This window comes from Pantoea rodasii, from assembly GCF_002095465.1.
Taxonomy (GTDB): Bacteria; Pseudomonadota; Gammaproteobacteria; order Enterobacterales; family Enterobacteriaceae; genus Pantoea; species Pantoea rodasii.
Genome location: NZ_MLFP01000038.1, coordinates 1 through 12,718, shown reverse-complemented (window position 1 = coordinate 12,718; position 12,718 = coordinate 1). Strand labels below are relative to the sequence as shown.

Genomic DNA, 12,718 nt, shown 5'->3' with positions numbered 1-12,718 from the left:
GCATAACAGTATATTTAATAGGAGGATTTATGTGTCACATCATACTGATTTCAGTTGTTCCGGCAGCGCTCTGCAGAGGGCCGCAGTCGTGAAACCCGCGGAATACGCACCCGGCCTGACTTTGCTCTGGCTCCCCGTTTTCACACCGCGCGTGCGCGTGCCACTCTACGCCGAGCCGTGTGCGGCAGGATTCCCCTCCCCCGCCGTCGATTATGTCGAAAAAGAGCTGGACCTGAACGAGCTCTGCATCCGCCGGCGCGCCTCCACGTTCTTCGTGCGTGCCAGCGGCAGCAGCATGGAGGGGCTTGGGCTTTATGACGGTGACGGATGGTGGCAGCCGCGAGCTGGCGACTGAGGTGCAGACTACGCACATAGAGTGCGACCGTGTCACGCCCAGCGGCAACAGCAGTCTGAGCAACGGAGTGGCAGAAAGCGAGCCAGTCATTGATGCCACGGGCATAGGCATCAACAGTGTTTGGGGCACGCAGCAGGTCTTCCTGCAGGCATACCCACCGGAGTACTGAAGGATCGGCTGCCAGAAAAGGCAGTGTATCCAGCCGTTTTTTCTGCACAGTGCCCCCTTACTAAAATCAGCATGTGTTGTATGAAATATAGTCAATTCCAAATAACATAGACGCCAAAAAGCTCGGCATTAAAATGGGCGCGCCGTGGTTTCAGATAAAGACGCAGGATTTCGCAGAGCGCAAGCACGTCTTCAGCAGTAATTATGAGCTATATCATATCCTTAGCCAGAGGGTCATGACGGCACTTGAGGAAATGACGCCCCGTGTCGAGCAGTACAGCATCGATGAGATTTTCCTGGATCTGACCGGTATTGATGGCTGTGAGGACTTTGAGCACTTTGGCCGGCGCCTGCGCGCGCACGTACTGGCCACCACGGGCCTGACCGTAGGCGTCGGCATGGGACCGACCAAAACCCTGGCGAAATCCGCGCAGTGGGCGAGCAAAGAGTGGAAGCAGTTCCGCGGCGTGCTGGCGATCACGCCGGGTAATCCGAAACGCACCGAAACGCTGCTGGCCAATCAGCCCGTGGAGGAAGTCTGGGGCGTGGGCCGCAGCATCGGTAAAAGGCTGAACGTCATGGCCATCAGTAACGCCCTGCAGCTGGCGCGCGCGCACCCTGCCCTCATCCGAAAAGACTTTAACGTAGTGCTGGAGAGAACCGTGCGCGAATTAAAAGACGAATCCTGTATCCCTATTGAGGAACTGCCCCCCGCCAAACAGCAGATTTGCTGCTCCAGGTCCTTTGGCGAACGCATCACCTCAAAGGTGGCCATGCAGCAGGCGCTGTGCCAGTACGCCACGCGCGCTGCAGAGAAACTTCGCGGAGAACGTCAGTTCTGCCGGCGCATCAGCATCTTCATCCGGACGTCACCGCACGCCGTGAACGAAGTCTTTTATGGCAACAGCGCCGGTGAGAAACTCCCACTGCCTACACAGGACACGCGCGACATCATTGAGGTGGCCATACGCAGCCTTGATCGCATCTGGCTTGATGACCGGCGTTATATGAAGACCGGCATTATGCTCGATGACTTCACTCCCAATGGAGTCAGCCAGCTCAGCCTCTTTGACGACGCGCAGCCGCGGGCCAACAGCGCACAGCTCATGAAGGTGCTCGATGGTATTAACCAGTCAGGGCTGGATAACGTGTGGTTTGCAGGTCAGGGAATAAGTGCCGAATGGAAAATGAAGCGTGAGATGCTTTCACCGGCGTGGACAACCCAATGGGATGACATTCCAGTCGCAAAAGTTCTATGAGGAGGTCTGTCCGTTTATCAGATTTACATCATCATACCGGCGGAAGAGTTAGCAAAAGCCACCATAAATAACAAGATAATATCTTGTTAAGCTAACAATGGATTGAATATCAATAAATTAAATGACACTAAATTATCTTGTCAAGATAACATGTTGTTATTATAATTAATTAATATCTTGTTATCTTGTGAGGTTGTTATGATTATTGTTCTTGGTAGTCAGAAAGGTGGCGTTGGCAAAAGTACCCTCGCGGTTTCTATTGCTTCTTGCCTTAAGGCAGCCGGAAAGTCTGTCATCATCGTCGATGCCGACGATCAGAAATCCGTTCTAACTTGGTATAACAACAGGCCTGAAACATACCCTCATATCCCGGTCACTGGGGCTACGGGTAATATAAAGGCAATGTTGAAGGAGCATGAGAAATCATATGATTTCGTAATTGCGGACTGTGCTGGACGAGATAGTGCGGAAATGCGAAGTGGCCTTATGTCTGCAGATGTATTCATTTCACCTTTAAGACCCTCTCAGATGGACCTAGACGTTGTTCCGCATACTTGCGAAGTTTTCACTGCCGCAAAAGACTTCAATGAAGGGGTTGAAGGATATCTGGTGCTCAACATGGCTCCGACAAATATGTTCGTAAACGAAGCGCATCAGGCCGCGGAAGTCTTGGCTGATTATCCTCAAATGAAACTGGCTCAATCACGAATCTGTGACCGAAAAGCTCACCGAGATGCATGGGCAGAATCTCTGACTATTTATGAAACACAAAACGAAAAGGCTCAGGAAGAAATTTCTGCACTCGTTAAGGAGATCATCCAATGAGAAACAGATCTAATACACCTCCTAAAGACGAAAGTGCATTTATAAACGGCGGCTCTGCAGGGTTAGGCTTGGTCAAAGAGATAAAAACAGATGCTCGGAGTAAAGCGAAACCGGTAAGCATCTCATTTGCCGTAGCCAATTTGAACTCAATCGATAATTGCATAAGAGATGAAATGAATAATTCAGGAACCCGAGTGAATCGCTCGGACATTGTTAGAGCTGCCATAATGAAGTTTGAGAATCTCAACTCAGAAGAGCGGTCCGAATTGATAAAAAAGGCAAAACTTCAATAAGTTAATATGTTGTTATATTAACAACATAACAAGTTGTTATGTTGTTAACTAACTAAGATAGCATCTGGCTATTTGATGAAATTAGCATGATGCCTCACTAAATTAATGAGTTCGTTTTCAAAATTGCCACCGCCTCGTTTCCCGGCATCTGAAACTGCACCCGGTGCCGGGCCGCCACGTCCAGCGCAAACACCCTTGTGTAAATCTCCGTCGACTTCGCGCTCTTGCGGCCGAGCAGGCTCTGCAGCGCCTTGAGCGGCGTGCCGGCGTAGAGCATGTACATGGCGTAGCTGTGCCGGAAGGTGTGCAGGGTCACCGGTACCGAGAAACTGACCCCTTCTGACGCAGCCGCCTCCACCGCCTCGTTGAGCCAGGTGTGCGCAGTCCGGTCGGTGATGTCCCACAGCCGCACCCGCTCCGTGCGCCCCGTCTTTTCGCTCCTGCGCTCAATGGGGATGCGCAGGGTGGCGATCATCATTTCGAGCTGCGTGACGTACTGCGCGTCTGAGAGCGGCACCAGGCGGCGGCGCGGCGTCCGGCCCGGTGCTCCGCCTTATCCTCCCTCTGCTTCAGCGTGGCCAGCTGCACGAACGGGTACTGCTGGCGCAGCAGAAAGTCCCCCCGCGTCAGCGCCAGCGCCTCGCTGATGCGCGCACCGGTGTTCCACAGGGTGGTGAAGAGCATCTTGCGCCGCAGGTCGGGCATAAAGTGGAGCAGGGCGCTGACCTCCGGCGCCAGAAAGTACTTTGGCAGGTCGTCGACGAGCGCGGCCATCTGGCGCAGCGCCAGCGCGGCCGGGTAGTCGATGGCCACCGGCAGCTGCTGCGCCTGAAACTGCCCCCCAACCTGGAGGTTCACCGGAGACGTTGTCATAGGCCGTCTCCGCAGCGCGGGTTATTCATTGTTTGTTTTCTCAATGCGTTCTTAATCTCAATTCGGGCCAGTTCCTGTCTCCGTAGAATGGCCTCGACTGACCGTCGGTGTCTTTCATTCCGCCAGACTTTCCAGAGCACCCATTGTGCTGCCCAGGGCATGGCGTCCAGTCTGGTGTCGGGAAAACCAGCCTCATTACGAAGACGGCGGGCAATAATCGCTGCTTTGATGCCAAGTCGGGCATACTGATAATGGCGCTCTCTGACGCTATTAAGATGATGAAATGAGTGGTCCATTCCGGCTGAAACGGCCACGGATCTGTCAGCTTCTTTCTGCAGGACAGCCAGCTCGCGGATGCTGTACATCAGCCGGTCGGGAAGGGCACGCCAGTCCCCCGTCACAGCGGCGTAATCGAGGACGGGGCGGGAGACCTGAGGGTTTTTATCGCCGGAGGTGTAATCAAATTCCTTAGTCACGCCGGCGCACCCCACCGCAAACTGCTCCAGCAGGAAGACCAGCTCGGTGCCGATAAAGTACCGCTCCCGATTCAGCTTTTCTTCTGACGCCCTCTTTTCACGACGTGTTACGAAAATATGCGACAGCCATTGGCTGCTCAGTGCACCAACAATACCTGCTCCTGCGCTGATCACCGGCACCCAGACCGAAATCCCCTCAACCATAAACTTATACTCACCTGAAAGTGCTAAATCACGTTCTCAATTACGGTTGTGCAGTGGCAGCTGCTTTTGCTATCGCATCCACTGCTTCCCTGACCGAAAAGCTCAGCCTGTCCTTCGGTGAAAACTGCACCCAGTAGCACAGTCGAGACGTCCAGGCCTGTCCGTTCTTACGCTGCTCGTAATCCACGCTGAACGCGTAAAATCACCCTGTTGCTCAGATCCCACTGCGTGACCTCACAATATCGCGTGTAGAGCGCCTTCAGCTCTCCGAACAATTCGCCATCCTTTACCGGGCCTGAAGCTTTAAGCTCCTCACGCTGATCCATGAAATAATCCACGGCGGCTTTTTTGGAAGCAAACGCCTTCTGACCAATTATTAACGGTACGGCACGTCCCATCCTGAACTCCTTTATGGCCTGAAGGTTAGTAGTCACGGAAATAAATATTACTTTGAGTTATTGATTGATTCATTCTGGAAGTTTTAATTTGAATAATAATACCTCACTTTATAATAAGTAAGCATATATAAACGCTCTTAAATTACCTGACCACCCACTGCGCTGGATCCGCTTTCCGGCCAATATAGGACTTTCCCGGAAGCGTGGCGCGCCCGTCGCGGCGGGTCAGGCGCCGGTTTCCTGCCGGCACTTCCCTGAGGTTATCTGACGCACCCCGTATGTTGTGCCACGAACAGCTGAATCAGCCACTATATGTTGTGGTCGTGGCAGAAAACCGCCCCGCGCGTGCAGAAGATCCGGTTCCGCCTTTTTAAGGATCTTGCCGGTGGGCTTTCCTTAAAACGAGGTGTGATATTGTTTATATTCCTGTTGTATATCCAATATGTATCATGCTGAAGTACATCAACATTTAGCTATGAGGCAAACTGATAAGATCTATGGAAACGTCAAGCGCTGGGTAACTCACCCGCGGTGCGCATACCGGCAGCGTCGTGACATTCGGCGGGGCAGACGCTGGTATTATGATGGCTTCAGCGAACTCACAAGCAAGGATGTTCGCTGCCATACTCTAACTCATAGTATGCATGACGCCAGTGCACAGTCCGGAGCAATGGGATAGATGAATCGTTCCTGAAAACGTTCAAGCGCGACGACGCGTATGCAGATGAGTTACCGTATCACATCAATGTAAAGGGAAAACTGACAGAAGGGGTTAAAGGCGGCAATGAGTGTCATCCCCATAAATGCCTGAAAATGCAGTCACCGACAGAGTACTGAGGTTAACTACTCACTAAAAAATAACCGTTTCCGTCTCATCGGGGCAAACTCATGGATTATTGCAGCGTGGACAGATTTACAGAAATTTCTTCGACTGTATCCTGGCTGAGTAGCTATAATAATAAGCAATACAACCGTCGATTCGCATTAAGTAAATGATTAAGTAAGATGAACACGGTCGCGTCATCAATGGCGAGAGGTGCTACAGATGGCTCTTACGAATTGCCCTGATTTACAGAAGGCATTACCGTGATTTTTCGCATTAAGACATGTAAAAGATGCGGAAAAAAAATGAGCTTTTTCCAGCGGATGATCAGTACAGATGAGGAGGTGTGTGAGGAATGCCTGTTCATAATTTTAGCAGAAATTAGAAGCGCCAGATTGTGGGGCAATATTGATGAAGTCCCATCATATGATAAAAATGATAAAAATGATAAAAAATAGCGTATTTTCACGTCCGGCACAGGTTTGTGAAGCAGGATGGGGTTGTGGTTATGTATACTGCCATCTGTAAGCTGACTGATTGATTAAATGTTTGCAGGTAAACGAGGATTTTCGAAACAGATTGTCGCACACGACAAGAGTATGGTTTTAGTCGTATTTCCTCTGCGTATCGTACTGTTCCCTGAAAGAAAATGAACACTGATAGCGACGATGATTATTCCGCTATATACGCTGGGTCGATACAGCAGGGCAATTCCGTGCAGCGTAAAAGACTCGTGTTCGATAGCCGAGTCGGTCATGCTGCAGAGATTGGGTGAATGCTCAGGACGGGATGGGTAAATCAGAGATCATCAAATCACCCGAACATGAAAAAATGCCAGTTTAATTCTGCTCACTGGCATCCGTGATAATATGGCCATATTAACTACTATTCGTTAACTATGGTTTTCTCAAGTCGATAACCGGCGGGCACCGGATACCAGCCCCAGTTCATTGCGTATGGATATGCGGCCCTGCGATAATTCCAGTAAGGGCCAAAACCATAGTTCCAGCTATCAACTGGAATCATATCCTCTTTAATGTGCCAGATATTATATCCCAGCAAGCTGAGAAGGACGAATTTGTAAGGTGTTTCTCCAATCTTACCGTTTGCACTACCCTCCACATCTGCCAGAACAGTCAGATAATGGTTTTTGAGTAAGAGAGGATCAATGAAACCCTTGTCTTTGACAATCACTCTCCCTTCATAAGAATCATTTATTTCTGGCCTGGCTGAATCATCCAGGGGCAAAACCGCAATTTCAAGTAACGTTTCTTTTTTATGGTTAATAACATTTAATACTCTCCCCCCAATTCTGACCGGATAACCCGTGTACTGATCAGGGTGTTCGTATAACTGATAGAAATTCGCTGACGATACCAGCTTACTATTTCCGCCTATATCTTTAGGTATGCTCGAGCATCCTGTAACGATAAGTACAGGAAGCAACATGAATAAGTTTCCTTTCTTCATCTTGATCCACCTCAGTTTTAAATTAACAATGAACAACCCGGCATTATTTTATGCTGCGCACTCTTAAACACCAGCCAGCATCGCATTAATGATGCAGGTTTATTTTTTTCTTCTGGTTTTACAAACTATAAAAGGAATGCTGATCACAATCAAAAAAGAAATTAGCAATTCAAACAAATAATCTTTTCTTTGCATGTGACCGATAACGGATTCAGGAGGAATAAATGAAACTACGAAGGCAAATAAAGATGTAATGAAACCAACAGCAGCAACTAACAGCCTGCACGCCTTCCCCCCCGGGATGACAAATCCACTGGTTGTTTTTTTCTTTGTGATAACCATTTTTATATAAGATACAAACAGCATAAAATAAGCACAAAGATAAATTAAAACGGTGAGTGAGAGCGCAATGAGAAATGCACTATTGCTGCTACTGCTGATATTAGTAAACAAAACAATAGCGATTGAGGTTATCAGTAGCTGCAGCATAACTAATTTAACAGGCACACCATTTTTGTTTACGCCGGAAAATGATACAGGCAGTAGCCCCTGCTTTGCCGTAACCAGCAACCCTTTAGAAGGCCCTGTTATCCAGGCTGAAATTTCACCCATGACGCCAAAAACGAGAAGTGCAGAAAATATTTTAACGGCCCATACTGCATCATGGGTGACATGTGAGGTGATTTTAGATAATGCCTGAACCAGGCCAGAAGATAACGATATTTCAGAATTTGGCATCACCAAGGCAATTATCAATCCAGATACTGAGCTGAATAAAATCGTACATATCATTAGAATCAGGATCGCCAGAGGATAATTTTTCCGAGAATTATACATTTCATTGGCATGGGTTGCTGAAGCCTCAATACCCATATAGCTCAGAATGAAGGCGACGAAAACTTCAAGACCGCCCTTATCTGAAAGATGTGGCATTAAGCCATCCAGTTTCAGGTCAATCATTCGATGACCGCCGTGATAAAAATACCAGAACGCTGAGAACCACAGCAGTAATACTGGCAGGACTATTCCAAGAAAAAAACCACACTTAGCTATTTTTTGCGTATTTTTTAATCCCCCTAACTGTGTCAGAGCCAGGCTCCATAAAATTAAAAGCGAAATAGCCGTTTTCATCAGAGGATTCGTATTGATTTCGCTGATGCCGGAAATATCACTGACGGCACCCACGATAAAATAAAGCATCGGAATAAATCCAATGGCTATCTGAAGATAAGTAAAGCTGATTGCAGCAAACCCCCATCGCTCTCCTAAATTATTCGAAACCCACGTAAAAATCCCGCCTTCCCCCCCATCCTTCAACCGTCGCCATTTCCGCGGAGCACAGACCAACGGGAATGAACCAGAGCAGCCCTCCTAAGATAAGATATGTTATTAGAGTAAGTCCGGATGTGGCAAAAGTGGGATATTCGTACGCAGTTATGACCATTGAAGCGGTAATTGCAAAAAAACCGGTTACCGACAGGGTTTTAGCGCCATCGCCTTTAGAAATTGATTTCATGAATCCTTCCATATAAAGGGCGGAGCAACGCTCCGCCATAGGATCAGTTATGGTTAAACGCTTTTCTGGAAATTATTTCATGCTCTGTATCAACAGGAACATCATGAAAATGGCTGATGCATGATTTCATATCGTTTATCAGCACCTGTGCAAGATCCATAGTAAAACCTCGCCTGACAACGATTCTCTGGATTACAGTTTCACAACAGTCGTCTGGTAACGAATATGCCGGAATCTGCCACCCTCTCTGTCGGAGTCGGTCGCCGAATTCATACAAGGTATAACCCGAGAGTTTTTGCGGATTTTTCAGCGTCCAAGCAACAGCTGGTAAGCCTTGAGCCTTATCCCCCCGGAAAATGAGGTTGAACAAACCTGTTTTTTGGAGTTGCGACGCAAGATAATGAGCTACCTCATAACAGCTGTTATGCTGACGCTTGTATCCTTCGAAACCATAACGCACCAGATTATAATACTGAGAGATAATCTGGCCCCCGGGCCTGGAGAAATTCAGCGCAAATGTTGGCATCTCCCCCCCAAGATAATTTACATTGAAAATGAGCTCTTCAGGTAAATCACGTGTGCTGCGCCAGATCACCCAGCCCGCACCTAACGGTGCCAGTCCATATTTATGCCCTGAAGCGTTGATCGATTTAACCCTCGGGATTCTGAAATCCCATACCAGTTGTTCAGCACAGAACGGGGCAAGAAATCCGCCACTCGCTGCGTCAACGTGGAGAGGAACATCAATCCCGGTAGTTGCTTCGAACTCGTCTAAAGCTTTGCTGATTTCAAGCACGGGTTCGTACTGGCCGGTGAACGTGACGCCAAAGGTTGCAACCACGCAAATGGTATTCTCATCTACCCGCGACAAAACTTCTTCCGGTGACATGAGCAACCTGTTTTTTGACATGGGTATTTCGCGCAGTTCAATATCGAAGTAGCGGCAGAACTTGTGCCAGCAAACCTGAACCGGACCACAAACAAGGTTGGGTTTGTTTACTGGCTGACCAGCCAGCATACGGCGCTTACGCCAGTTAAATTTTGCAGCCAGCCCCGCCAGCATGGCGGCTTCCGATGAACCTACAGTTGAGCATCCCATCGTAGTGTCCGCCTCTGGGGCGTGCCATAGTCTGGCCAGCATTCTCACACAGCGCTGCTCAATTTCTGCTGTGACAGGATACTCATCCTTATCGATAAGATTCTTATCGATAGCCGCATCCATTAACTGATGGATTTCAGGTTCAAGAGATGTCTGGCAAAATGTAGCCAGGTTGAGACGAGCACTGCCATCCAGAATAAGTTCGTCACTAATCATATTCTTTACTAGTGTGCCGCTGTTCTCTTCAGACGGGATTGCCCGCTTAGGCAAAACGGTTAATGGGTGACAAGGTGTGCCTTGGTTATTTTCCATCATTTCTTTCCAGAAAATTATACGATTATCTTACGGAAGAATTTATGCTCCTTAATTGACTCCTGTGAAATATTATTGAATGGTGTCATCCACTGAATCGGTTTGAACGATGATGCCGTCCTCAGCGTTTTTCAGTGCCGCATTAGCTTCATAATATTTACCAGACTTCAACAAGCTGATGGCTCGGTTCAAATCCTCCCGAGTATGATGAAGCGGCATGAAGGCATGAGACGTTTCGAATTCATATCCGGCTAATTTTAGCGTTTCAAATGCCCCCTTTTTATCACCTGACTTAAGTTGTCTGTTTGCTTTATTTAGTGCTTTTTGCTTTTCTGGTGTTACAGTAAAAGCATCTTTCTGAATAACTGTTGAATCAAGAAGAATATAGTTATCATCTGCTGGTAGACCCTTATCTTTTCTTACTACTGAAATCCATTCCTGGTCTGCTTTATTTAACATTCCATCTGCTTTTACCACCAGATTCTGAGCTTTATCAGGGTGAAGATTGAAAATCTCAAAGCGTGACAGTCGAATATCACCCATTACTCCTTGTGAAATTTTCATCACCTTTTCCTGAAGTGATGAAGCAGTTTTATCACTGTTATTACTGGTTTTTTCTACCACTGATGCTGCCATTGCGCTGGTTGCAGTTGTCATTAAAATGGCAATGGCCAGTGTCATTGTTTTCTTATTCATTTCTTGAATCCTCATTCTCTGGTTTATTAATGCTTTCCTTTACGGCAAAAAAATATTATCACTAAGCCGTTAAAAATGAAGATAAACCTTAATTCACAATGTAAAAAAATCTTAATTTATTTGACCGCCGATTTTTATATAACGCAGATATTTTTGACATAAATCAATAAAACCATTAATTAACAGCCTGACTATACATTCTATTCCAATCATTTATTTTTTGTTTGAGGTGCATGATAACTTTATTACTTAAGATTAACTATCACTCGCATTACCTTTTCCCGAAACACCAGATAAAGGTGCATGTTACTCAAAAATAAGTATCAGTTTTATTTTCATATTTTTATTGGCCAACTACCTCATACCTCCGGGCTTTTTTTCTGCAGGTAAAGACAGATTGCTTGCTTTCCAGTAAACGATTTATTGATAAATTGCTTACATAATGTTTAAGACGTTTATTATTGTCTGCTCTGATGACTCAAAACAGGCAAATTTCAACAGACTTCACTGCCTGCCCGCCGGGGGGGGCCTTCAACATAAAAGCAGAACCGCACCGGTTACCAGGGGATTTTAGGTCAGTAAAATCAGGCTGCCATCCCCCCCGTTTTGATAAAAGTTTTGTACAGTTTTTCAGCTTAAATGGACGAAGCAGGGATAAGACGTTGGAGTCATCTGCGGTGATGGTATCACTCTCGCTCAGGTCAGCGTCGCCTTATTAAACGCATACGGCACATATGCCGTCTTCATTAATAACGAAACCCGCCGCTCCCGTTGACCCCGACGATTAGTCTACATTGCCGCACACGCGAAGCCCTGCCCTGTACTGAAGCCGGTTAAATCTGTCCTTCCATAGGGCCTGTGCTTAGCCATTGACTGACAATTTACCCGGTCAAATGCGACTTCTGTTTCATAACAGATCGTTTTGCGCACTTTTACGCCAACGCACGCTACTGAGACTCATCGCTTTCATCATAAGTCCGGTGGTACATCTGGCCACGCGGAAGCCTTCCCGGCACCACTGACGCCGCTCGCGGCAAACATCGCAAACACCCTGTTTTCATCGTGCGCACGTATTTCATTATCCTTTATCAGCTGTTTGTCACTTTGTTATCGCAGAAGATATTTTTTCGCAGGCTGACGCAGATTATGGCACCAAGAGTATACTGAAGCGCAGAACCCCGGCTCCTGGCATATCAGCCAGCCCCGTGGCCGGCAGAGAGGGTCATCCGCAGCCTGATTTTGTCCACAGACGTTCAAATCTTGCCTTTTCAAATTACGCGGGTACTTACGCATCTCCCGGATTTCCCACTGAGGTTTTTGAAATGCGCGCGTATAAGCAGTAGTCAGCCCCCCGTTCGACGCCTGACGAAACCCGCTGCGTAAAGTAATGGTGTTGCAGCGGGTTTGAGCCCGTAGAAAATTGATAAGGTGTGTTCATGAAAGTGCCCGCTGCCATGATCCCGTAATATCCTGAGGATCCGCTGCAGAAAATCAGGGGAGTGACAGTACGCCGACTGGCGGTTGGTTTTAGTGTCCTTTCACTGAGAGTTCAGTATCCCCGAAACCCGCATAATCTACGGTAATGACAATGATATGTTCGGGTAAGAAGTGCCTGAACGACAGGCTGACGACATGCACGATAGTCATTTCACCGGCAAAGATAAGCTGCTTACAACAGCAGGCAGATGATGCATTTTGCCAGCGAGACTAAGTGCGCAGTAAAGCTATATACCGGCTCACACGCCGAGCACCCAGATCAGGGGGCCCGGCATAACCGTTCAGCGGAAAGAGCATACAGCCAGTTGGTAACCGTACGGGGATGCATTTTCCGGGACGGTAATTGAAAAAAATGGATAAATCAGGTTTTGGATCAGGGAATAAGTACCAGGATTAACCAGGCGCTGGCCAGCCCTGTTACCAGCCCGGCAAGCGGCAGCGGCAGCGGCAGCGG

The 12,718-nt window shown here is 47.8% G+C and carries 10 protein-coding genes and 3 pseudogenes; 5 read left to right on the top strand and 8 right to left on the bottom strand.

Annotated elements, in window-relative coordinates:
• Nucleotides 1–115: 115 nt before the first annotated feature.
• The 5 genes and pseudogenes from HA45_RS27725 to HA45_RS22740 all read left to right on the top strand — a co-directional run.
• A pseudogene (locus HA45_RS27725) lies at nt 116–325 on the top strand (S24 family peptidase); the annotation flags it as partial.
• 31 nt (nt 326–356) lie between these two features.
• Nucleotides 357–524 (top strand): hypothetical protein, encoded by a 168-nt coding sequence (locus HA45_RS27360; RefSeq protein ID WP_211280920.1) that lies wholly within the window; start codon nt 357–359, stop codon nt 522–524.
• A 94-nt stretch (nt 525–618) separates the two neighbouring features.
• Nucleotides 619–1,782 (top strand): annotated as a pseudogene (gene umuC, locus HA45_RS22750) (translesion error-prone DNA polymerase V subunit UmuC); the annotation flags it as partial.
• A gap of 198 nt (nt 1,783–1,980) precedes the next feature.
• Nucleotides 1,981–2,607, top strand: a complete 627-nt coding sequence (locus HA45_RS22745) for a ParA family plasmid-partitioning AAA ATPase (protein ID WP_100702138.1) — start codon at nt 1,981–1,983, stop codon at nt 2,605–2,607.
• On the top strand, nt 2,604–2,900 hold the full coding sequence (locus HA45_RS22740) for a hypothetical protein (protein ID WP_100702139.1): 297 nt from the start codon (nt 2,604–2,606) through the stop codon (nt 2,898–2,900). The genes HA45_RS22745 and HA45_RS22740 overlap by 4 nt, the downstream gene beginning before the upstream one ends.
• A gap of 97 nt (nt 2,901–2,997) precedes the next feature.
• On the opposite strand, the pseudogene HA45_RS22735 reads toward HA45_RS22740, so the two are convergent.
• From HA45_RS22735 to HA45_RS22700, 8 genes and pseudogenes are all read right to left on the bottom strand, one after another.
• Nucleotides 2,998–3,773 (bottom strand): annotated as a pseudogene (locus HA45_RS22735) (tyrosine-type recombinase/integrase).
• Nucleotides 3,770–4,453, bottom strand: coding sequence for a hypothetical protein (locus tag HA45_RS27720; protein ID WP_205960952.1), 684 nt, complete (start codon nt 4,451–4,453; stop codon nt 3,770–3,772). Before HA45_RS27720 ends, HA45_RS22735 begins: the two are co-directional and overlap by 4 nt.
• Nucleotides 4,454–4,620: 167 nt before the next feature.
• Nucleotides 4,621–4,851, bottom strand: a complete 231-nt coding sequence (locus HA45_RS28445; protein WP_240629224.1) for a hypothetical protein — start codon at nt 4,849–4,851, stop codon at nt 4,621–4,623.
• A gap of 1,708 nt (nt 4,852–6,559) precedes the next feature.
• Nucleotides 6,560–7,144 (bottom strand): Slp family lipoprotein, encoded by a 585-nt coding sequence (locus tag HA45_RS22715; protein WP_100702140.1) that lies wholly within the window; start codon nt 7,142–7,144, stop codon nt 6,560–6,562.
• A 99-nt stretch (nt 7,145–7,243) separates the two neighbouring features.
• Nucleotides 7,244–8,461: an amino acid permease gene (locus tag HA45_RS22710; protein WP_244563515.1), complete on the bottom strand. Its 1,218-nt coding sequence runs from the start codon at nt 8,459–8,461 to the stop codon at nt 7,244–7,246.
• A complete protein-coding gene (locus HA45_RS28440) occupies nt 8,415–8,660 on the bottom strand; it encodes a hypothetical protein (RefSeq protein WP_244563514.1) in 246 nt (81 codons plus the stop codon). The genes HA45_RS22710 and HA45_RS28440 overlap by 47 nt, the downstream gene beginning before the upstream one ends.
• 43 nt (nt 8,661–8,703) lie before the next feature.
• Nucleotides 8,704–10,074, bottom strand: coding sequence for a glutamate decarboxylase (gene gad, locus HA45_RS22705; RefSeq protein WP_100702141.1), 1,371 nt, complete (start codon nt 10,072–10,074; stop codon nt 8,704–8,706).
• Between the two features lie 69 nt (nt 10,075–10,143).
• Entirely contained in the window at nt 10,144–10,767 is a 624-nt protein-coding gene (locus HA45_RS22700; protein ID WP_157811636.1) for a YfdX family protein, read from the bottom strand.
• Nucleotides 10,768–12,718 lie beyond the last annotated feature (1,951 nt).